The sequence below is a fragment of the Cohnella sp. genome (assembly GCF_041641335.1).
In the GTDB taxonomy this organism is placed as follows: domain Bacteria; phylum Bacillota; class Bacilli; order Paenibacillales; family Paenibacillaceae; genus Cohnella.
Genome location: NZ_JBEPYQ010000023.1, coordinates 54,088 through 75,030 on the forward strand (window position 1 = coordinate 54,088; position 20,943 = coordinate 75,030).

The window sequence follows — 20,943 nt, forward strand, 5'->3', positions numbered from 1 at the left end:
CTAAGCCTCCTCTTCCGATTCCAGCATCGGCCGAATGTCCGAGATCGATTCCCAGATGTAATCCGGTCGTTCCTCGGCGGTTTCCGCGCGTTCGCGCGTCGTCGAGCCGCTAAGCACGAGAGCCGTGCGAATGCCGGCTTGCTTGCCCAGCGCGACGTCGGAATGAAGGCTGTCCCCGATAACGAGACAGCGTTCCGGCGGCAGTCCCAATGAGCGAAGGGCCGCATTGGCCATATAAGCCGAAGGCTTGCCGACGACGACGGACACCTCCGCCCCCGTCGTATGGACGATCGCGGCGATCGTAGCGCCCACATCGATGCACTCTCCGCCGTCTCCCGGGAACGTCTTGTCTTCGTTGGTGACGATCAGCTTGGCGCCGTTGCGAGCCGCCCGGAAAGCGGAGTTCAACTCTGCATAGGTCAGCGACTCGTGCAGCGTAATGACGAGCCAGTCGGCCTCTTCGGGCCTGGAGGCAAGCTTGACTCCGTGACTCTTCAGTTCTTCGTGAAGTCCTTCGTCCCCGAACAGCCACGCTTGGCTGTCCGGCTCGTTCTCGAGCAAATAAGAGGCGGTGACGGTGGAGGTCAGAATAATCTCCTCCGCCGCTGCCGGAATGCCCATCGCTTCCAGCTTCTCCTGGCACATTCTCCGGGAATAGTTGCCGCGGTTGCTCAGGAATACGACTTTTTTGCCGGCTTCGCGGATGCGGGCCATTGTTTCCTTGGCGCCTTCAATCGCTTGCGAGCCGAGGTAGATGGTGCCGTCCAGGTCGATAATCAATCCGTCGATTGCGTCCAACGTCATGCTGCGGTGTCCCCCTAAATCGCGAATTCTCTCCTTCTTATTGTCCTGTCGTTTGCTTGCGAATGTCAACGATTGAGTGCGTTTATCGACGTTCGCATTCGCTTGTATATGAACGTTCGTTTGATGGCGATTTCAATCGGCTATGAGCACTTCCTTGCGTTGGCACTGCTTCAGGAAGGCGGGGTCAGCTTTCTTGTCCGTAATGAGCGCATGGATTTCTCCGAAAGCAACCGAAGAGGCAATCGACCTTCTCCCGAGCTTAGTGTGATCGACCAGCGCGATCGTCTGTCGGGCGTTGCCGGCCATCAGCTTCTTAAGCTCGGCTTCGTACAGGCTGAAGTCCGTCATGCCCTCCTGGATGCTGAAGCCCTCAGCAGAAGTGAAGAACAGGTCGGCGTGAATGCCGCTCAGGATCTCTTTCCCCAGCACGCCCTCGACCGTCTTGGAGCCGACGCGCAGCACGCCCCCGACGAGAATGACGTTGTTGCGCGGGTTCTGGTTCAGCGTCATCGCCGTCTCCAGACCGTTCGTCACAACCGTCAAATAATTATGGCCGGTCAGGCTCTTGGCCAGCTCCAGCACGGTCGTGCTGGCGTCCAGAATGATGCACTGGCCGTCGCTCACGAGCTCGGCCGCTTTGCTGCCAATCGCCTGCTTCTCCTCGAAATTGAGCTGGCTGCGGGAAGGGTCCCGCGAATCCCTCGCGAAAGCCTGCAGCTTCAATGGAATCGCTCCTCCGTGAGTTCGCTCCAGCAGTCCTTCGTCCTCCAGGATGCGGAGATCGATCCGCAGCGTCCCCTCCGAGACGTTGAACATGCGCGCCAGATCTTTGACGAGCACCTGCTTGTCCCTCTGCAGCAGATCCAAAATTTTATCCCTTCTATGCGAAGCGAACATCGCTTTCCCTCCCATGCGTTTGTTTTCATTGTAGAAGAAACGAATGCAAACGACAATGAACGATTGTGATGCTCATTCATTCGAGGCAACGTGAATGGATATGGCATGAAATCCGCGAGAAATAGCCAATGGTGAATTTTAACCTGAAATATGATACGGTAGTGAAAATAAATTGAAACAGGAGACGGTCCGTTACATGAAGGTCAGTATTTTCGATGTTGCCAAGAAAGCGGGCCTGTCGGTCGTCACGGTTTCCAGGGTGCTCAATCACTCCACTTCCGTCCGTCAGAAGAACAGGGAGAAAGTATTGCAGGCGATGAAGGAGCTTGACTACCATCCGAATGCTTCGGCTCGCAGCCTTGCAAGCGGGAAAACCGGCATCATCGGTCTGACGTTGGCCACCTTGCACGACTCCGTTCTCGATGCCGTGGTACAGGAGATTAACGACCGATTGGCCGAGCATGGCTATTTCCTGGCGCTTTCGATATCGCAGGGGGACGAGGAGTCGTTTCGCCGCTCTATGTTCCAGGAAGACCGGGTGGACGGAGTTATTTTGGTTTCCCCGGCCAACTCGGATATTTACGTGATGGAACTCAAGAAACGTAAAATTCCCTTCGTCATTCTCGACAGCCAGCAGCGCAATATTGCCGTCTCCATGGTTACGGTCAACAATTTCAAGGGCGGATACGATGCGACGAAGCATCTGATCGATCTGGGACATACCGAGATCGCTTATATTAACGGTCCCGAATCGTTCCTCAGCAGTCGGGAGCGGGAGAAGGGCTTCTTGTTCGCCCACGAGGAAGCGGGAATCAAGCCGTTCGGCATCGAGAATGGTGAGTTCGACATTCCTTCCGGATACCGGATCGCCAGCCGATGGATCGAATCCGGACGACTTCCTACGGCGGTATTCGCTGCCGACGATTTTATCGCTTTGGGCGTGATGGACGCGTTCAAGAACGAGGGCATCCACATTCCGCGCGACGTTTCGGTCATCGGATTCGACGATCAAATCTATGCGTCCGAATTCCATCCCAAGCTAACGACCGTTCGGCAACCGTTCGAGAAGATTGGCAAACAGGGAGTGGACATTCTGTTGAAACTGATCAAGGACCCGAGCCGGAGGAATGTGTCGATCGAGTTCGACCCGGAACTCGTTGTGCGGGAATCGACAGCCGTCCCCCGTTCTACCCGGACATAATAGTCAAGTCGGGCGCTTATTCGGGCTGTTATGCCGGAATAAGTGCCTTTTTTGTAGAAATGACCGATATTCGCGAGGGGAAAACCCTCGTTTTTTATGGACATAAAATAAAAACGCTTAAATATTATAAGGTTTATGAACGGAGGAGGAGAATCGAAGTATTCATACGGGATTATAGATAATAACGATAAGATATTATATCCGAGCTAAAAAATGCAATTGACAGGGCTTTCAACCCGGAGTAAACTCAGATCTAAAGTTAAAGCGTTTAAACTATTTGGAGAGAAAGGGTTCGCGGATAAGCGGACGACAAAAGGTGTATTTCGATAAAGCGCCTTAGACGGAGGGTGAATGGCAATGATTCGCAATATTCCTATTGCGCCGGAAGGGAAGTCGAAAAACGCCGGCTTGAGGAAAAGTTACTTCAGGCGGCTATTTGCACAGTGGGACATTCAACTTATGGTCGTGCCCGCTTTAATCCTTATTTTTGTTTTTCAATATATTCCGATGTACGGCGTGCTGTTGGGATTCCAGGACTATAACTTGTTCAAGGGGTTCTGGAGCAGTCCTTGGGTAGGTCTTAAGCATTTCGAGGCGTTTTTTAACGATACGGATTTTAACCGGGTCATCAGAAACACGATCGTCATCAGCTTCTTGAAGTTTTTTATCGGCTTTCCGGCTCCGATTCTTCTGGCGCTCATGCTGAATGAAGTTCGGAAGGCCGCGTTTAAGCGAGTGGTCCAGACGGTCAGCTACTTGCCCCACTTTATGTCTTGGGTCATCGTCGCGGGCATGGTTTCGTCGATGCTATCGACGGATAACGGAAGCGTCAATATGCTCCTGCAGAAGTTGAAACTGATCGATGAACCGATCAGTTTCCTTTCCCTTCCGGAGTATTTCTGGAGCATCTTGGTCGTCACGGACGTGTGGAAGAGCATCGGCTTCGGTTCGATCATCTATCTTGCCGCCATGGCGGGCGTGAACCCGCAAATGTATGAGGCTGCGGCCATCGACGGCGCCAGCAAGTTCAAGCAGATGTACTTGATCACGATTCCGACGATCATGCCCGTCATCATTATCTTCATGATTCTGGCCATCGGAAATTTGTTGAGCGCCGGGTTCGAAGACATTCTGCTGCTCGCCAATGACGGAATTCGCGAAGTTTCCGACGTTATCGACGTGTACGTATACCGCATCGGCATTCAGAATCAGAGGTTTTCGTATGCGACGGCAATAGGCCTGTTCAAAGCGATTATCAGCGTCGCCTTGCTGACTGTAGCTAACCTCGCGGCAAGGAAAAGCGGCAACAGCTTGTGGTAAACCAAGGACAAAGAGAGAAGGGGACGGGAAACAATGAATAAATTGACCGCCGGCGACAGGCTGATGTACGTCGTGATCTATGCTTCCTTGTGCGTGCTCGGGTTTGCGACCTTCTACCCTTTCTGGAACTCGGCCGTCATCTCGTTCAACAACGGAATGGATACCGCGTTAGGAGGAGTCGCCTTCTGGCCGCGGGAATTCACGCTGGACAATTACCGCATCGTCTTTAAGGATGCGCGGATCGTCGACGGCTTCGTCATCTCGGTTCTGCGGACGGTCGCAGGGACGTTCCTTTCCATTACGAGCACGGCTATTTTCGCCTACGGAATGTCCAAGAAGGAATTGATGAACAAGAAGTTTTACATGATTGTGTGCATTATCACGATGTATTTCAGCGGAGGACTCATTCCGTATTTCCTGTTGATTCGCGAGCTCGGCATGATGGACACATTCTGGGTGATGATCGTCCCGGGAATGATCAGCGTGTGGAACATGATCATTTTCCGCACTTTCTTCATGGGGCTCCCCGACGGGCTGGAGGAATCGGCCAAAATAGACGGCTGCAACAATTGGGGCGTTCTTTTCCGCATCGCGCTGCCGCTCTCCGGTCCGGTTATTGCCACGCTGTCCCTGTTTACGGCCGTTTACCACTGGAACGATTGGTTCGCTCCGAGCATTTTCATCAACAATCAGGATTTGCTGCCGATTCAGACCAAGCTGCAGCAGATTCTGAACTCCAACATCATGAGCGAGCAGATGTCGCAAGCGAACTCCGGCGCCGCCGCGGCCATATCTCGCATGAAAAGCAACATTACGACGAAATCGTTGTCCATGGCGACGATGATGGTGGCGACGATACCGATCGTGACGGTGTATCCGTTCGTACAGAAGTATTTCGTGAAGGGCGTCCTGATTGGGTCCCTTAAAGAGTAGTTTGAAGCCTTGCGCTTTGAACATAAACAAAATACGAAAGGGGTTTGTGCAATTGAGGATGTTCAAGAAGGTGTCATTGTTGTTGCTTGCGTTGACGATGTCCGCGTTCATGGCGCTGGCCGGGTGCAGCAAGGAGTCGTCCGTCGGCAAGCAGAGCGCGGACAATCCGGGCCAAGGCAAGGAGGAGAACGCGTCGGAAGCGGACCAAGGCTTCGCATTGGGGGAAGAGACGCTTGAGTTCAGTTTCTACGGACATTACGACTGGTACACCATGAACCCTTGGGGCGATGACGCGGCTACCGCATGGATTAAAGAGCACAAGAAAGTGAACGTGACGCCGATTCAGTCCGGGGGCAACGCCCAACAGAAATTAAGCACGATGATCGCTTCTGCTTCGCTTCCCGACGTGATCTGGATGGACCGCGGCGGAGACGTGGAAAAGCTGCGCCAGGCCGGCGTGCTCGTTCCGTTCGACGACTGGTTGGACAAATATCCGAATATGAAAAAATGGGTAGGAGAATCGACGATTAACTTGCTTCGCTCCCCCGACGGCAAAATCTATCAGTTTCCGAACTGGTATACGACGCAACCGAACGGAAACTCGGGTTACGTTGTCAATAAGAGAATCTACGACGAATTGGGCGCTCCCAAGCTGGAGACGTTCGACGACTTATACGCGTATCTCCGGATGGTGAAGGACAAATACGGCGCGGGCGTCATTCCGTACGATCCAGGCATTGAGGGACAGGGCATCGAACTGATGGTTTCCGGCTTCGCCAATGATTTTCCGAAAACGTATATCAGTATGAGAGCAGTTCCCGAAGGCGATAAGTTGAACTCTCTGTTCGCCGATCCGGTGTACCGGGAAACGCTGCAGTTTGCGAACAAGCTGTTCCGGGAGAGATTGATTACGCAAGATGCGTTAACGCAAACGGAGGATCACGTCAAAGAAAAAATGTACTCCGACAGGGTCGCCGTGTTCGCCGCTTCCAGTCCGACGGAAATCGCGGCGCGCGCGCACAGCATGGTCAAGGAGAAGGATCCGACCCATCCCGGATTCATCATGATCTGGCCGCTGCATAAGGAGAACGTAGACAAAAACAAAGTGTGGCCGGGCGATTGGGCGCAACTGGGCTGGAACGTCAGCGTCATTACCAAAAACCATAAAAATCCGGAGGCGGTCTTCGCGTTCCTGGATTGGTTCACGGGCGAAGAGGGCCAGCGTACGATTTTCTGGGGACCGGAAGGGCTGTATTGGGAAGGAACGAATGAAGAAGGGGGGCCGAACTTCAACGACAAATATTTCGCCGAGCCCGATAAAGTGTCCGAATTGATGAATACGACAAACAACTTCCAATGGAACGGAAATACAGTCTTTATCGATACGCGCAAAGCCGCGATCGAAATGAAGTTGCCCGAGGAGAAGCGCAACTGGGAGACGCGATGGCAGTCGGAAATTACCTGGAAGACGCAGTTCAACAGCACTCCTTTTATCAATCTTGATCCCGCGTCGGATTCCGACCTGGGCATTATCAAGACAAAGGTTGACGAAATTTATAAAGAAACCATGGCCAAAGTTCTATTCGCGAAAAGTGATGCGGAAGTGCTCTCCGTTCTGGATAAGGCAGAGGCCGACGCGCAAAAAGCTGGATATGCGAAGCTGTTGGACTACAAAACGGAAAAATGGCAGGAAAATCTCGCCGTGATAGCGGGCAAATAGATCGTAATCGCGGTTAGGAGGCGAAACCGGGAACGAAGGCGGGAACGCAGGCTTGTGCGCCGCGGGATTATAGTTTATAATTTCTTTAAAGTTAAATCGCTTAAACTTAAAGATAATTAAATTATCGTTTGTTGCAATAGTTCTATGAATTCCGAATATAGAGTATAAGCGGTTTAAAATATTTTGAGAGGGAGCTGCGGTGCTGCTCCCTCCGTTCTTTGTGCGACAACCTTGCGATCATGGGAGTGAATCCGTTGAAATACTATTTGGGCGTCGATGCCGGCGGCAGCAAGACCTATACGCTGATCGTCGATGAACAGGGCAATATCGTAGGAAAAGGAAGCAGCGGCAACGGCAATCATCAGATCGATTACGAGGCGGCGAAGGCCAACATTCGCGAATCGGTCGAGACGGCGCTGGCTCAGGCGGGGCTGACCCGGGAGCAGATCGAGTTCGCTTACTTCGGCCTGGCCGGCGCGGACAGGGAGATCGATTACCGGATATTGCGGCCGATGATCGCCGAGCTGGGGTTTCCGCGGCACGAGATCAATTGCGATACGATGATCGCCCTCCGCGCGGGAACGGACCGGCCGTACGGCGTCGTGCTGATCTGCGGCACGGGCTCCAACAGCGCGGGGGTTAGTCCGGAGGGACAATTTTTCCAATGCGGAGGTTTTACGTATCTGTTCGGCGACTTCGGAGGAGGAGGTTCGCTGTGCGTTGAAGCGTTCCGTTCGGTCATCCGCGCCTGGGACGGCCGGGAGCGTCAGACGCTGCTGACCGGTCTGGTGCTCGACGAACTCGGGTACGACAGCGTTCAGCAGATGTTCGACGATTATTTGGACCACAACAAGGTGCCCCCGCTTCGCCTCGCCAAGCTGCTGTTTACGGCGGCGAAGGAAGGGGACGAGGCAGCTATGGACATTTTGCGCAGGCAAGGGATCGAGCTGGGCAAATCGGCCAAAGCAGTGATTCGGCGGCTGGTGATGGAGAGTTTGACGTTCGACGTCGTTCTTGCGGGCAGTATCGTGACTCGCGGCGAAGGTGATTTCGTTCTTAAGTATGTCCGCGAAGCCGTTCAAGAGGTTGCCCAAGGAGCGCGCGTCGTGACGCTTCAAGTCGAGCCGGTCGTCGGCGCGGTCTGGCTGGCCGTAGAGGCGACTGGCGTCGAGCTGCCTTCGGCCATATACGAAAGCTTGCGCGGGGTGGCGGAATTCAGTCTCGTATAGGAAGACTGCGAAAATAACGTTCTGCCAGACCGTTAAGGCAGGCGGAACGCCCCGGGCCAAGGGAATAACGGTCTGATAGACCGTTAAGGCAGGCGAATCGCCCCGGGTCAAGGGAATAACGGTCTGATAGACCGTTAAGGCAGGCGAAATCGCCCCGGGCCAAGGGAATAACGGTCTGATAGACCGTTAAGGCAGGCGAATCGCCCCGGGTCAAGGGAATAACGTTCTGCCAGACCGTTAAGGCAGGTGAAATCGCCCCGGGCCAAGGGAATAACGTTCTGCCAGACCGTTAAGGCAGGTGAAATCGCCCCGGGCCAAGGGAATAACGGTCCGATAGACCGTTAAGGCAGGCGAATCGCCCCGGGCCAAGGGAATAACGGTCTGATAGACCGTTAAGGCAGGCGAATCGCCCCGGGCCAAGGGAATAACGTTCTGCCAGACCGTTAAGGCAGGCGAATCGCCCCGGGCCAGAGGAATGGCGAAATAGCATCGCGACTATCCAAACAAGGAGAGGGAACGACATGGCGAACAAACAAGGGTTAAAGATCGCGGTTATCGGCGGGGGCTCCTCGTATACGCCGGAGATTGTGGAAGGCTTCATCAACCATTACGCGCAGCTGCCTATCCGGGAGCTGTGGCTGGTCGATATCGAGGAGGGCCGGCACAAGCTTGAGATCGTCGGTGAGCTAGCGAAGAGGATGGTGGTCAAATCCGGTCTGCCGATGGAAGTTCATCTGACGCTCGACCGCCGGCAAGCGATCGAGGGGGCGGATTTCGTCTCGACGCAGATGCGAGTAGGCTTGCTCGAAGCGCGGAAGTGGGACGAGCATATCCCGAACAAGTACGGCGTCATCGGACAGGAGACGACCGGCCCCGGAGGCATGATGAAGGCGCTCCGCACGATTCCGGTGCTGCTCGAGATTTGCAAGGACATCGAGGAGCTGGCCCCTGACGCCTGGCTGCTCAACTTCACGAATCCGGCCGGCATGGTCACCGAGGCGATCTCCCGCCACTCCAAGGTGAAGAGCATCGGGCTCTGCAACGCGCCGATCGGTCTGCACAAGTGGCTGAGCAAGAAATACGACACGACGCCGGAGCATCTGTACACCGAGTTCGTGGGCCTCAACCATCTTCACTGGGTGACGCGCATCGAAGTGAACGGCGAAGACAAGCTGGCGGAGCTGCTCGACAAGCGCGAGGAATACTCCGGCAAGAACGTGCCCGCGACGGAATGGGATCTCGACTTCCTGAGGGGCCTGGGCGGTTTCCCTTCGTACTATTTGAAATACTTTTACCTAACCGACGTCATGCTGGAGGAGCAGCTCGAATCGCTGAAGGCGAAAGGAACGCGCGCGGAGGTCGTGAAGCGGGTCGAAGACGAGCTGTTCGAGCTGTACAAGGACCCGAACCTGCAAGAGAAGCCGAAGCAGCTCGAGCAGCGCGGCGGAGCGTACTATTCGGAAGCGGCGGTTAACCTGATGGTCTCCCTGTACAACGACAGACGGGACATTCAGACGTTGAACGTGACGAACGGCAAGACGCTCGACTTCCTGCCGGAGGACGCCTCCATCGAGGTCAACTGCGTCGTGACCGGCAAAGGTCCGATCCCGCTTCCCGTCACGAAGGTGCCGGAGCAGGCCAAAGGACTGATCCACGCGGTCAAATCGTACGAGAGATTGACGATTCAGGCGGCCATCGCCGGCGACCGCGAAATCGCGCTTCAAGCGATGGCTGCTCACCCTCTCGTTCCGTCCGTCAAAGTCGCCAAAGCGCTGCTGGACGAAATGCTGGAGAAGAACAAACCGTATTTGCCGCGGTTTTTCCGGTAAAATGACAAAGGGGCTGTCCTATAGGATGCGTATAGTTAATGAAGCCCACTAATGCCGTATCGGAGGAGGGCTTCCGGCAGCCTGACCGGAAATATGAAGGTCGCCGAGTTCATCCACGGAGGCGTAGAAGATCTCGTTGAGACGGCGTCCTTTCATCTTCAGCTGCGACTCCAGCCATAATAGATCCTTTTTGAGGTAGGACAGCGTTTTTTCGTTCACGTTCCCTTCGATGATCAAAGGATAGGAGAGACCGCTCCGCTGCTTGACGAGTCCCAAATCCTCGAAGGTGGGCACGGACTTCAGATCCGTTTTATAGACGGTCAGTTTGCCGTTGGCCTCCAGTACGGCCAACTCGACGTCGCCGAGATGGAAGATATCTTTTTCGCGAAGCATTTGAAGGATGTTGTCGATCGAAAAACGCATCTTCTTGAGATTGTTGACGATGAAGTTGCCTTGGTGCACGACGACGGTCGGTTCGAACGTGATGAGTTTGCCGAATTTCCTGGATTTGAGCGTTAATGCGGAGACTACTCGCTGCAAGAGACCGATGAGCACGATCGACACGGCCGTATGGACATGCTCGATCTTCGGATCGGCAATATCGGCGCCTACGACGGCGCCCAAAGCGATAATGACCAGAAAATCGAATACGGGCAATTCTCCGATGGATCGCTTGCCCATGAACAATCCTAAGATCAGCATAAGGGGGAAAATCGTAACGATTCTCCCGGTTACCAGCATGGCGTCTTTCAAGAATTCCATCCACATCCGCGCTCCCCGCCTTCTGTTTCGATAATTCGTGGTCATACGCTACTTCTTGATGATCATGCAGTCGCCTGTCGGAAACCGAACGATGTCGGCGGAGAACGCCTTGGCTACCGCGGTGGCGAGCTCCAGCAGCTCCGCCTCGTCTTGAGCCAGCAAGGAGAGCGGCTGACCTCCCAAATAGCGCTTCGCATCCGTCGTGACGAAAGCCAGTATGCCCTGAAGCGTCTTGTTCATTTTCCTCCTCCCCCCAACAGGTTCGCTTTCATCAGGCGGTGCGGCTTTTTCACGGTTTCGAGCAAAGGCGTGTTCAGCAAGGTCTCTTTTAACAGCTCGAAGTTATGTACAATGGGGACCAGTGCGATAATAACGCGGCCATCCATCAAATTCTGATAGCAGTAGCGTTTTTTCCCTAATGCCCTTGTCGCTTCGAACAGCATCGCCTGGCGCTGGCCGAAGTGTTCCAGCACGATTCGGTCATGCGGCTCGTTGGGGTGAACGACGGCTGCAAGTCCTTCCTCGGAGAAGAACCGCCGGGCTTCCTCTTCTCCTGCCGCATTGGTAACGAGAAGTCCGTCCACGTAAAGCTCGGACCCTTTGATTTCAAGAGTTCCTTGCGTAACGGTTGCGATGTGCTTCACATGCTTGCCTTTCGTGGACCGCTTCAGGAACAGGAACAGGGCCATGCCCGCCAGCGCTCCGAAGGCAACCTCAACCCAATACGGCTGATGGATCAGGTGCATCGTCACGCTTGTCGCCAAGGAGACGAGCAACGCGAAATAATTGCGGGCTTCGAACGTTTTGGCAATTCCGTCGATATAAGAGTCGCCGCGGATCGTGTACTCGGTTCCTTCGAGATCCCGGAGGCTTTCCCGTTCCGTCTTCCGCACTTCCCGGAACTGTTGGATGGCCAACGACAGGAACGTCACGGCCACGAAGTTTTTGCTGATCAGCGTCGGAACGATAAAGGCGCCCAGAGCGGCGGCAAGAGCCCCCGTTACAAAATGAATCAAATATCCGTTCGGATGGCTTGGGTATTGTCTGTAGTCCTGTTTGATCGTCAAGGCTCTTGCCAGCGTTCCTACTATCGTCGCCGTAACGATCATCACGAGATATGGCATAGGAATGATCTCATCCATCTTCATCTGTCCGTCACCTTCCCTTCCCGCCAAGCAATGCGTCATAATCGTCCCGGGTGTCGATATCCAGAAAACAAGCCGCGTCATGCCAGCCGATCGCCAAGCCTCTTTCCCGGCCTTCGCCTTGGATAAGGTTCCGCGCGCCCGCATCGCCTTCCAGCCGTAGCAGCTTCGCGAACATACCGGAACCGAACAAGACCGGAGGCCGAACGATCCCTTCGTATTCCGCCGCGATATAGGCTTTGTTCGCCTGGACTCCGTCGCGGTACTGCGCGATCAGGGCATCGATCATGTCCGAAGAGACGAACGGCTGATCCGCCAGAAGCACGAGAACGGCTGTCGCGTTTCGGCAATGGGCGGCTCGCAAACCGCACTTTAACGATTCGGCCATCCCGAGAGGGGAGGACTCGCACGGAACCTGAATCCATCTGCGGCGATAGGGATCGGCGGTCATCCGCGAAGGGATCCAATCCATCGGGTCGTCCGCGCGCGTGACGACGGCGATGCCGTCCAACGAGGAGGCGACCGCCGCATCTAGCGCCATGCTGCCCAGAGGATTACCCTCTACCGGCAGGCACAGCTTTGGCTGTCCCATTCTGCGGCTCTGCCCGGCCGCCAAGTAGATCCCCCAGATCATCCTCGACTCTCCTTAGCCGCGCGGCTTTAATTAGATCCGCCACCAGGCTTATCGCGATCTCCTCCGGCCCTTCCGCTCCGATCGGCAGGCCTGCGGGACAATGAAGGCCGTTCGGAATCGGGTCTCCGGCCAGACGGCGGGCGCGATCCTTCGAGCCCAATATTCCGAAATACCGGAGCGGCTTGGAACGCAAAGCCTCGAAGATTTGCCGATCCTTCTGAAAATGATGCGTCATGGAGATGACCGAGTCCCGCTCCGAGAATCGGTAGGCCGCCGCGACCCGATCCGGAGAGTCGACGATCAGTTCGTCCGCCTCGGGAAAATGGTCGCGGCTGCACAGCGCCGGACGCCAGTCGCTTACGGCGACGCGGAAGCCGGCTCCGGCGGCAATGCGGACAAGCGGCTTGGCGTCCGGTCCCGCGCCGAAAACAAGGAGACGCGGCTGGGGCTCGAAGCGCTGGACGAACAGGTTTTCCCCGGGAGCTCCTATCCATACGGCCTTCCGGTTGGAAGCCAATAGCTGTACCGGGTTCTTCGGAACCGGTCCCCTCCAGCTGCCGAACCAGCGCTTGTCCCCGGCCAAAAACAAGTAGTCGGCGACGCCTCCTTGCTCGGACAGCCTTTTGACATGAAGCACGTCCGTACCTTCTTCCAGCTCTCGTTTCAGACGACGAAGATGGGCGGTCATCTTGCCGTTTAACGGCTCCATAAGGACATGTACGGAGCCGTTGCAGCCGATTCCTTGCCCCCACGACAAATCGTCCTCCGAACGGAGATCGTAGGCGACGGTCTGCGAGACGCCTTCATCCCATACGCCCGGAGCCCGTTCCGCCAGATCGTCCTCCAGGCATCCTCCGCTTAAGATTCCGTATCGCTTGCGGTTCTCCGTCAGCAGCATCATCGCCCCTTCTTTCCGGTAAGCCGATCCGTCGACCCGAACGATGGTCGCCAGCAGCTTCCGGCCAGTATGGGACAGCGCATCCAAGATGTCGACCCAATCGCCCATCTGCGCCACACCTCGCTTGTTCACATTCTTGTACAATATGTCCCAAAAAATGTTCGAATAATCCGGCGCAGCCTCGGAGTAAGTCGGGGCAGAGCGGGGTACACTATCCGTGTAGCATGTGTTAAATAAAGGAATTCGAGGTTTGGAAAATGACATTCGACAACAGCATGTATAGAAAAGAATCGCTCGAGAAGGTGACCGGTGCGGCAAAGTATGCGGACGATTACGGTCATCATCCGGGCATGCTGCAAGGAAAACTGGTGATCAGTCGTTACGCTCACGCGAGAATCGTGTCGATCGATACGGCCGAGGCGATGAAAGTGGCCGGAGTACGGGCCGTCGTGACAGGACAAGCGGATTTCCCGCTAACCGGCGAGGAAATTCACGACCGTCCGCCGATCGCTTACGGGAAGGTTCGTTATTACGGTGAGCCGGTTGCGGTCGTCGTCGCCGATACTTTCCAGGCGGCCAAACAGGGAGCCGAACGGGTTGTCGTTCATTACGATCCGCTTCCGGTCGTCCGGTCCCCGTCCGAAGCCATTGCGCCTAACGCCCCGCTCGTACATGAGGATTTGGCTCGCTACGAGAAGATCCAGCACGTCTTTCCGGAACCGAACACCAATATCGCTGACCGGACAAAGATTCGCAAGGGCGATATAGCGAACGGCTGGAGGCATAGCGAGGTGACGGTCGAAGCCCGTTACTCGTTCGGACCCTCCGATCATGCGGCCATGGAAACGAGGTGCGCAACCGCGGAAATCCGCCCGGACGGACAGATTCTGATTGATTCTTCCACCCAAGCGCCTTATATGATCCGGAAGCTGATGGGCGAATATTTCAAGCTTGACCCCGGGAAGATTACCGTGACCGCGCCGTTGGTCGGCGGAGCCTATGGCGGCAAGGTTCCGACCCAGTTGGAGATCGTCGCTTACCTGGCCTCCAAGGCGGTGGGAGGAAGACCCGTTAAAGTATTTAACGAGCGGGAGGAAGACATCATCGCTTCTCCCGTGCACATCGGGCTCGAGGCCAAGGTAAAGCTGGGCAGCACCAAGGACGGCAAGCTGCAAGCCGCGGAAATGACGTATTTATTCGATTCGGGAGCCTATTCGGACAAGGGGGCCACGATAAGCCGGGCAGGCGCCGTATCGTGTACAGGGCCTTACCGAATCGATAACGTATGGTGCGACTCCCTCTGCGTCTATACCAACCGTCCATACGCGACCGCCTATCGGGGATTCAGCCATTCCGAAGTGTTGTTTGCGTTCGAGCGGACGATGGACCTGCTTGCCGAGAAGCTGGGGATGGATCCCCTCGCGCTCAGGGAGAATAACGCCGTCTGTCCCGGCGATACGACGCCTACGCAAGTCGCGTTGAATTCAAGCAGCATCGGGAATTTGCCCGAGTGCATCGCGAAGCTGAAAGCCCTGATGAACTGGGACGAAGGAAGGGTGCATAGCCTTCAGAACGGACGGAAGGTGCGGGCCAAAGGGATCGGCTGCATCTGGAAAACGTCGACGATCGATACGAACGCCAGCTCTGGCGTTATTTTGACTTATAATCCGGACGGGAGTCTGAACCTGCTGTCCGGCCTGGTCGAGATCGGAACGGGGACGAAAACCGTGCTGGCCCGAATGGCCGCGGAAAGGCTGAAGATGGATGCCGGCCGGATCCACGTCCGGATGGAGGTCGATACCCGGACGATGCCGGAGCACTGGAAGACGGTCGCCAGCCGCGGGACCTACATGGCGGGCAGGGCGGTACTGCAGGCAACGGACGATCTGATCCGGCAGTTGAAGGATATCGGTTCGCGCGTATTGGTTTGCGCGCCCGACGAGTTGGAGGTCGGTTACGAGAAGGTGTATATTCGGGACGAGCCTTCGCTTTACTGCAACATATCCGATATCGCTTTCGGCTTTCAGCATACGAACGGGAACGCGATCGGAGGCCAGCTGATCGGCAAAGGAACTTTCACGTTCCGGCATTTGACGCATCTCGACCGCGAGACCGGGGCCGGAAAGCCGGGGCCGGAATGGTCGGTGGGAGCTCAAGGGGTCGAGATCGAGCTCGATACGAGGGACTTTTCATACAAGGTTCTTAAAGCTTACTCCGTGATCGACGTCGGGAAGGTGTTGAATCCGAAAGCCGCTCTGGGACAAGTCATGGGAGCGATGAGCATGGGGCTCGGATTTGCCGGAAGGGAAACGTTCGTCTTCGACAGCAAGGGGAAAATTCTGAATCCGCAGCTGCGCAACTACATTCCGCCTCGCTATGGCGAGCATCCGGAATATGCGGTCGAATTCGTGGAAACGCCGCATATCGATGCGCCGTACGGCGCGCGCGGCATCGGGGAGCACGGCCTGATCGGGATGCCCGCGGCGCTGGGCAACGCTTTGTCGCTCGCTGCCGGCGTGCAGTTGAACAAGCTGCCCCTCGTGCCGGAGCGGATTTGGAGAACCAAAATGGAAGGGGCCGCGCCATGATTCCTTTCGACTTCGACTACTTCAAGCCATCGGCGGCGGAGGAAGCGGTCCGGCTGTACCAGACGCTGCGGGAGCAGGGGAAACGGCCTGTCTACTTCGCCGGCGGAACCGAAATCATTACGCTGGGAAGATTGAACCGGATCGACACCGAAGCCGTCATCGACATCAAAGGCATCGAGGAGTGCCAGACGCTGCGGCTCGACTCCGATGATCTGGTCATGGGGTCCGCGGTTACGCTTTCCCGGCTGCAGGAGTCCGGATTTTTCCCGCTGCTAAGCCAGACCGTCAGCGAAATCGCCGATCATACGGCGCGCAACAAAATTACGCTTGGGGGCAATCTGTGCGGACGCATCTATTATCGGGAAACGGCGCTTCCGCTCTTGCTGTCCGATACGGAGATGGTCGTCGCGGGACCCTCCGGGCGAAGGCGCGTTCCGCTGAACTCGGCTTTCGACGGATGCCCGAGATTGGCAGACGGGGAATTCGTGCTTCAGCTGATTACGCCGTCAGTCTTTCTCGGACTTCCCTATTATACAGTCAAAATACGGAGACAATGGGAGGTCGGGTATCCGTTGATCACGGTAGCGGCGCTTAAACGAGCCGGGCAAATTCGCGCGGCCTTCAGCGGAGTCTGCCTCTTTCCGTTTCGCAGCGAGCGGATCGAGGAAATTCTGAACGATGGCGGGATAGAAAAGGGGGCGAGAGTCGCGGAAGCGGTGCGGCATCTGCCGGGACCAGTATCCGAGGATGTGGAAGGCTCTCCCGATTATCGCCTTTACAGGTTGAAAAATGCGCTGCTTGACGTTATGCAAGCCCTGAAAGGAGAAGAGCATGCGCGCAGCTGAAATCCGTTTGGAGGTTAACGGGGAAGTCCGTTCCATATATGTTAGAAGTTCCGATACGCTGCTGCACGCTCTCCGGGACAAGCTTGGGCTGACCGGCGCCAAGCCCGGTTGTCTCAACGGGGATTGCGGCACTTGCACCATTGACGCGGACGGGATGCCGATGAAATCCTGCCTGATGCTGGCCGTCGAAGCGCAAGGGTTGAAGATAACGACGGTGGAAGGCTTGGCCTACTCCTCGCTTCAGGCGGAATTCGTCGACAAATTCGCGTTTCAATGCGGGTATTGCACCCCGGGCTTCATCATGAACGCCAACGCCTTAATCCGCAAGCATCCCGACGCGGACGACGCAACCATCACGGAATGGCTCGAATCGAACATTTGCCGCTGCACCGGGTATAAGGAGATCGAAGATGCCGTCAAATCGGCGATGGCTATCGCCCGGTCGCGGCTGGCCGACCAGAAGGGCGATAGCCAGGCATAACACCATGCTGACCATGAAGGGCATGCCTCAGCCTTGATCCTCCAAGCCCCGAACCGGGCCATAAACCGGATTGGGGCTTACCCCTTCACCGAACCGATCGTCAAACCTTTCACGAAGTAACGCTGCAGAACCGGGTACAACACCACGATCGGCCCGATCGTGACGAGCGTCGTCGCCATCCTAATCTGATACGTCGGCGCTTGCAGGGCGATGCCCGCTCCCGACGGGATAAGGTTTTTCGCCGCTTCGAGGTTGGAGACCATCCTTCTCAGAATCATCTGCAGCGGGAATTTGTTCTCCTCGCTCAGGAACAAGATGCCCATGAACCAATCGTTCCAATAGATGAGCGCGTAGAACAGTCCGACCGTCGCCAGAATCGGCTTGGAGATCGGCAGCACGAGCTGGACGAAAATTCGGACTTCCCCGGCGCCGTCGATTCGTCCGGCCTCTTCGAGCTCCTCCGGCACGGTGCGGAAGAAGCTGACCATGAGGAAGACGAGGAACGGCTGTACCGCCAGCGGCAAAATGAGCGCGGCCAGCGTGTCGGACAGCTTGAGCCAGTTGGAGATCAGAATGTAGAACGGCACCATGCCCCCGTTGAACAGCATCGTGAAGTAGACGTAGAACGAGATGGCGTGGCGCAGCCGGTTGCGGCGGTTGGCGATCGAATAGGCCAAGCTTGCGCTGACGAGAAGTCCGAGTACCGTGCCGGTCGCGGTAATGAACAGCGTAATGCCGTAGCTGCGCAGCAGCGCGCCCGACTGGAGCAGAATCCGATAGGCTTCGAAGTTCAAGCCTTTGGGCAGCAGGCGGTAGCCTTCGTTGATCAGAATTTGCTCGTCGGTCAGCGAGCCCGATACCATGAGCAGGAAGGGAATCAGGCAGAACGCGGCGAACAGGGTGATCAACCCCCAAGAGAACACAGTCATCATGCGATCCGATTTCGTGGCTATCATCTTGCTTCTGTCCTCCTTAGAATAGGGCGGAGTCTTGCGAATAGCGCTTGACGAGGGCGTTCACCGCCACGACGAAAATAAAGCCCATCACCGATTGGAACAATCCGACGGCGGCGGCCATCCCGAAGTCGTTCAGCACCCGCATCGAACGGAACACGTACGTATCGATAACGTCGGTCGTCGGATACAGCATCGAGTTGTCGCCGACGATTGCGTAGATCATCGCGAAATCCCCGTTAAAAATTTTTCCAATCGCCAGAATGGTCAGAATGGAGATCGTCGGCACGAGCAGAGGAACGGTAATCCGTCTCATCATCTGGAATCTCGAAGCCCCGTCGATCCGCGCCGCCTCGTAGATTTCGTCCGGGAAGCTCGTCACGGCGGCCAGGAAGATGATGGACATGTAGCCCGCCCCTTGCCAGACCCGGATCAAGGTCAGAATCCAGGGCCACAGGTGGGCCTCGTAATACCAATTGAGCGGAGCGATCCCGAGGCTCTCCAGCCACCCGTCCACCGTCGGATGCATGCCTCCGAGGAACGATTGCACGAGCATGCCGATGACGACCCAGGACATGAAATACGGCAGGAAGATGAGCGACTGTGCGGTCCGCTTGAACCATTTGACCCGAATCTCGTTAAGCAGAAGAGCCAGCAGGACGGCGCAGCAAGTCGTGGCCGCGATGAACAGCAGGTTCAGGAAGACGGTGTTGCGGAGCACGAGCAGCAATTTGTCCGTCGTGAAGAAAAATTCGAAATTGCTGAAGCCGACCCAAGGGCTTCCGAGAACGCCTTTGCGAATGTTGAACTCCTTGAAGGCGATGAGAATGCCGTACATCGGCACGTAGCTGAACAGGAACACGAACAAGACGCCGGGCAGCGCCAGCAAATATAGAAAAGGGTAACGCCCTATTCCGCGCATGAATGTCTTACCGCCCATAATCGATCCTCCCGTATAGTTGATGATGCTTGCATCGTAACCCGGTTCGGGCCGACCGCCTAGCCGCCAATAGGCCTAATGACGTCAGAAAACAGCGAAACGGCGGGTTCAGAAAACAACAAAGCTTTCTAGAAACGCGTTTGCGCTTCCCTGAATCCGCATTCGAAAGTATAATTTCGAATAGAATGTATGGCAGCGCTTTCAATAAAGTGCCGGAGAGGGGGGGAGCGGATTGAAGCTGCTGTCCAGAGCGAAGATCGGCTTGCGAAGACGCAAGACGTTCGTGCAGATGCTCGTCTATTTTATCGTGGCCAGCGTAGCCGGGCTGACGATCAGCACGTTCTATATGTACTATCAATCCTCCCGCACGATCGTCAAGGAGATCGGCAATCACACGGAAGACTCGATGCGCAAAGCCGCCCACAGCACTTCCTATATGATGGAATGGACGCTCAGCTACGCCCAGAACTGGAGCCGGGATTCGGCGCTCGTCGCCTATGCGCTCGGAGGGGAGAAGGACTATTACGAGGATTACAAGATCTGGTCCGCGCTGCGGAAAATTCAAGCGAACAATCCGCTGATCGAATCAATCTACCTGGTAAACGATTATACGGATACGGTGGTGGACACGCGAAGCGGCATCTATACGCGGGCCGGCTTCTACGACAAGGAAGCGCTCGATAGGGTGGCCCCCGCCGAGCTGCAGGGACATCGCAAGCTCGTTCCCCGACGGGTGGAGGGCTTGCTGAACGACATTCGGCCATTTCGGTCCAATCTGCTGACGTACGTGTTCCCTTATGAGCCGAATCAGTCCTCGTCCGCGCTGATCGTCAATCTCGACGAGCGGACGGTCGCCGACCTGATCGGCAGGAATTTCTCCCCTTCTGAAGGATTATACATGCTCGTCGACGAGACGGGGACGGTCGTCGCGTCTCCGGGCCAGGACTTGTTCCGGACGCGGACCGACTATGCGAACCGGATCGATGCGTCGGGTCGCTCCAGCGGCTGGCAGGAGATCGACGGCCAAGGCAGCCCGTCCCTGCTCGTATTCGCCGACACTTCGTTCACCGGGCACGAGGGCTGGAGGATCGTCTCGATCATTCCCGAGAAGCAGCTGCTGGGCAACGTGCACGCGCTGCGGAACTGGACCTTGCTGATCTACGTTCCGGTCGTGCTGGCGACTTTGTTCATCGTGTGGCTGCTGGCCAAAAAGATTTATTTTCCGATTCAAAGACTGGTACGGGACATTGCGGGGGAACGGAGAGAAGAGCGCGAGGATCAGGAGGAGAGCGAGCTTAGCCTGCTGTCGGGCGTGTACCGGGATCAAAAATCGCGCCTCGACCGGCTGTCGAATACGTGGCGGCATTACAGGGGAGACGCGAGGAACGCGTTCCTGCGCGGCCTGATCGAGAAGGAGGCGGAATATCCGGAACGGGAGATGGAGAGGAGGTTCGCCGACCTCGGGATGAGGCTGCCGAGATGGCCGATCCGGCTCGTGCTCGTCCGAATCGACGGGTACTGCGATTGGGCTTCGTCGTACACGGAGCAGGAAGTCCGGCTGCTGCGCTACGCGATGGCGAACATCGCCGAAGAGACGATGAGGGGCTACGCGCTGACGGCCGTCGACCTGGACCGCGACAGAGTCGTGCTTATCGTGGAGACGGAAGCCCGCTCCGAAGCCGAGCTGCTGGAGCATTTGCGGGAGAGCCAGTCGGCGATCAAGGATTACCTGGAGATGGAGACGAGTCTGACGGTCAGCCCGCC

General features: G+C 56.2%; 19 protein-coding genes. 10 read left to right on the forward strand and 9 right to left on the reverse strand.

The window, feature by feature from the left end; genetic code table 11:
• Both ACESLM_RS09895 and ACESLM_RS09900 read right to left on the reverse strand, forming a co-directional pair.
• Entirely contained in the window at positions 1-804 is an 804-nt protein-coding gene (locus ACESLM_RS09895; protein ID WP_372631404.1) for an HAD-IIA family hydrolase, read from the reverse strand.
• Between the two features lie 132 nt (positions 805-936).
• The gene (locus ACESLM_RS09900) at positions 937-1,701 is read right to left on the reverse strand and encodes a DeoR/GlpR family DNA-binding transcription regulator (RefSeq protein ID WP_372631405.1); all 765 of its coding nucleotides are present in this window, start codon (positions 1,699-1,701) and stop codon (positions 937-939) included.
• Positions 1,702-1,897: 196 nt separating this feature from the next.
• Here ACESLM_RS09900 and ACESLM_RS09905 point away from each other — a divergent pair, with 196 nt between their 5' ends.
• The 6 genes from ACESLM_RS09905 to ACESLM_RS09930 all read left to right on the forward strand — a co-directional run bounded on the left by ACESLM_RS09905 (position 1,898) and on the right by ACESLM_RS09930 (position 9,933).
• Positions 1,898-2,902 (forward strand): LacI family DNA-binding transcriptional regulator, encoded by a 1,005-nt coding sequence (locus ACESLM_RS09905; protein ID WP_372631406.1) that lies wholly within the window; start codon positions 1,898-1,900, stop codon positions 2,900-2,902.
• A gap of 351 nt (positions 2,903-3,253) precedes the next feature.
• Complete coding sequence (locus ACESLM_RS09910) at positions 3,254-4,222, forward strand: ABC transporter permease (RefSeq protein ID WP_372631407.1); 969 nt, start codon at positions 3,254-3,256, stop codon at positions 4,220-4,222.
• Positions 4,223-4,255: 33 nt separating this feature from the next.
• The gene (locus ACESLM_RS09915) at positions 4,256-5,155 is read left to right on the forward strand and encodes a carbohydrate ABC transporter permease (RefSeq protein WP_372631408.1); all 900 of its coding nucleotides are present in this window, start codon (positions 4,256-4,258) and stop codon (positions 5,153-5,155) included.
• A gap of 58 nt (positions 5,156-5,213) precedes the next feature.
• Positions 5,214-6,875, forward strand: a complete 1,662-nt coding sequence (locus tag ACESLM_RS09920) for an extracellular solute-binding protein (RefSeq protein WP_372631426.1) — start codon at positions 5,214-5,216, stop codon at positions 6,873-6,875.
• Between the two features lie 254 nt (positions 6,876-7,129).
• Positions 7,130-8,104 carry an N-acetylglucosamine kinase gene (locus ACESLM_RS09925; RefSeq protein ID WP_372631409.1) on the forward strand — a complete coding sequence of 325 codons (975 nt, stop codon included), beginning with the start codon at positions 7,130-7,132 and terminating at the stop codon, positions 8,102-8,104.
• Between the two features lie 521 nt (positions 8,105-8,625).
• Positions 8,626-9,933, forward strand: coding sequence for a 6-phospho-beta-glucosidase (locus tag ACESLM_RS09930; RefSeq protein ID WP_372631410.1), 1,308 nt, complete (start codon positions 8,626-8,628; stop codon positions 9,931-9,933).
• Positions 9,934-9,981: 48 nt separating this feature from the next.
• Here the strand turns inward: ACESLM_RS09930 and ACESLM_RS09935 are convergent, their stop codons facing one another.
• The 5 genes from ACESLM_RS09935 to ACESLM_RS09955 are packed head-to-tail and all read right to left on the reverse strand — an operon-like array spanning position 9,982 to position 13,480.
• Entirely contained in the window at positions 9,982-10,695 is a 714-nt protein-coding gene (locus tag ACESLM_RS09935) for a DUF421 domain-containing protein (RefSeq protein WP_372631411.1), read from the reverse strand.
• A gap of 48 nt (positions 10,696-10,743) precedes the next feature.
• A complete protein-coding gene (locus ACESLM_RS09940; protein WP_372631412.1) occupies positions 10,744-10,935 on the reverse strand; it encodes a capping complex subunit for YIEGIA in 192 nt (63 codons plus the stop codon).
• A complete protein-coding gene (locus ACESLM_RS09945) occupies positions 10,932-11,843 on the reverse strand; it encodes a YIEGIA domain-containing protein (protein ID WP_372631413.1) in 912 nt (303 codons plus the stop codon). Before ACESLM_RS09945 ends, ACESLM_RS09940 begins: the two co-directional genes overlap by 4 nt.
• 7 nt (positions 11,844-11,850) lie before the next feature.
• Entirely contained in the window at positions 11,851-12,474 is a 624-nt protein-coding gene (locus tag ACESLM_RS09950; RefSeq protein WP_372631414.1) for an NTP transferase domain-containing protein, read from the reverse strand.
• Positions 12,395-13,480 (reverse strand): XdhC family protein, encoded by a 1,086-nt coding sequence (locus ACESLM_RS09955; RefSeq protein ID WP_372631415.1) that lies wholly within the window; start codon positions 13,478-13,480, stop codon positions 12,395-12,397. Before ACESLM_RS09955 ends, ACESLM_RS09950 begins: the two co-directional genes overlap by 80 nt.
• A 149-nt stretch (positions 13,481-13,629) precedes the next feature.
• Here ACESLM_RS09955 and ACESLM_RS09960 point away from each other — a divergent pair, with 149 nt between their 5' ends.
• Genes ACESLM_RS09960 through ACESLM_RS09970 form a run of 3 tightly spaced genes read left to right on the forward strand, consistent with a single transcriptional unit; the run spans position 13,630 to position 17,286 of the window.
• Entirely contained in the window at positions 13,630-15,960 is a 2,331-nt protein-coding gene (locus ACESLM_RS09960) for a xanthine dehydrogenase family protein molybdopterin-binding subunit (RefSeq protein WP_372631416.1), read from the forward strand.
• The gene (locus ACESLM_RS09965; protein ID WP_372631417.1) at positions 15,957-16,805 is read left to right on the forward strand and encodes an FAD binding domain-containing protein; all 849 of its coding nucleotides are present in this window, start codon (positions 15,957-15,959) and stop codon (positions 16,803-16,805) included. The genes ACESLM_RS09960 and ACESLM_RS09965 overlap by 4 nt, the downstream gene beginning before the upstream one ends.
• Positions 16,792-17,286 (forward strand): (2Fe-2S)-binding protein, encoded by a 495-nt coding sequence (locus ACESLM_RS09970; RefSeq protein WP_372631418.1) that lies wholly within the window; start codon positions 16,792-16,794, stop codon positions 17,284-17,286. The genes ACESLM_RS09965 and ACESLM_RS09970 overlap by 14 nt, the downstream gene beginning before the upstream one ends.
• A gap of 77 nt (positions 17,287-17,363) precedes the next feature.
• Here ACESLM_RS09970 and ACESLM_RS09975 read toward each other — a convergent pair whose 3' ends face one another.
• Complete coding sequence (locus ACESLM_RS09975) at positions 17,364-18,242, reverse strand: carbohydrate ABC transporter permease (RefSeq protein ID WP_372631419.1); 879 nt, start codon at positions 18,240-18,242, stop codon at positions 17,364-17,366.
• A 16-nt stretch (positions 18,243-18,258) separates the two neighbouring features.
• On the reverse strand, positions 18,259-19,179 hold the full coding sequence (locus ACESLM_RS09980; protein ID WP_372631420.1) for an ABC transporter permease: 921 nt from the start codon (positions 19,177-19,179) through the stop codon (positions 18,259-18,261).
• A gap of 232 nt (positions 19,180-19,411) precedes the next feature.
• On the opposite strand from ACESLM_RS09980, the gene ACESLM_RS09985 reads away from it, so the two are divergent.
• Positions 19,412-20,943 (forward strand): cache domain-containing protein (locus ACESLM_RS09985; protein WP_372631421.1); only part of this gene is annotated, 1,532 nt, incomplete at its 3' end.

Excerpts from the sequence above, each read along its gene's own strand:
- ACESLM_RS09975 (WP_372631419.1), bottom strand. The coding sequence starts at position 18,242 with ATGATAGCCACGAAATCGGATCGCATGATGACTGTGTTCTCTTGGGGG.
- ACESLM_RS09895 (WP_372631404.1), bottom strand. The coding sequence starts at position 804 with ATGACGTTGGACGCAATCGACGGATTGATTATCGACCTGGACGGCACC.
- ACESLM_RS09970 (WP_372631418.1), top strand. The coding sequence starts at position 16,792 with ATGCGCGCAGCTGAAATCCGTTTGGAGGTTAACGGGGAAGTCCGTTCC.
- ACESLM_RS09950 (WP_372631414.1), bottom strand. The coding sequence starts at position 12,474 with ATGATCTGGGGGATCTACTTGGCGGCCGGGCAGAGCCGCAGAATGGGA.
- ACESLM_RS09955 (WP_372631415.1), bottom strand. The coding sequence starts at position 13,480 with ATGGGCGATTGGGTCGACATCTTGGATGCGCTGTCCCATACTGGCCGG.
- ACESLM_RS09905 (WP_372631406.1), top strand. The coding sequence starts at position 1,898 with ATGAAGGTCAGTATTTTCGATGTTGCCAAGAAAGCGGGCCTGTCGGTC.
- ACESLM_RS09980 (WP_372631420.1), bottom strand. The coding sequence starts at position 19,179 with ATGGGCGGTAAGACATTCATGCGCGGAATAGGGCGTTACCCTTTTCTA.
- ACESLM_RS09965 (WP_372631417.1), top strand. The coding sequence starts at position 15,957 with ATGATTCCTTTCGACTTCGACTACTTCAAGCCATCGGCGGCGGAGGAA.
- ACESLM_RS09945 (WP_372631413.1), bottom strand. The coding sequence starts at position 11,843 with ATGAAGATGGATGAGATCATTCCTATGCCATATCTCGTGATGATCGTT.
- ACESLM_RS09900 (WP_372631405.1), bottom strand. The coding sequence starts at position 1,701 with ATGTTCGCTTCGCATAGAAGGGATAAAATTTTGGATCTGCTGCAGAGG.
- ACESLM_RS09915 (WP_372631408.1), top strand. The coding sequence starts at position 4,256 with ATGAATAAATTGACCGCCGGCGACAGGCTGATGTACGTCGTGATCTAT.
- ACESLM_RS09930 (WP_372631410.1), top strand. The coding sequence starts at position 8,626 with ATGGCGAACAAACAAGGGTTAAAGATCGCGGTTATCGGCGGGGGCTCC.
- ACESLM_RS09910 (WP_372631407.1), top strand. The coding sequence starts at position 3,254 with ATGGCAATGATTCGCAATATTCCTATTGCGCCGGAAGGGAAGTCGAAA.
- ACESLM_RS09920 (WP_372631426.1), top strand. The coding sequence starts at position 5,214 with ATGTTCAAGAAGGTGTCATTGTTGTTGCTTGCGTTGACGATGTCCGCG.
- ACESLM_RS09960 (WP_372631416.1), top strand. The coding sequence starts at position 13,630 with ATGACATTCGACAACAGCATGTATAGAAAAGAATCGCTCGAGAAGGTG.
- ACESLM_RS09935 (WP_372631411.1), bottom strand. The coding sequence starts at position 10,695 with ATGGAATTCTTGAAAGACGCCATGCTGGTAACCGGGAGAATCGTTACG.
- ACESLM_RS09940 (WP_372631412.1), bottom strand. The coding sequence starts at position 10,935 with ATGAACAAGACGCTTCAGGGCATACTGGCTTTCGTCACGACGGATGCG.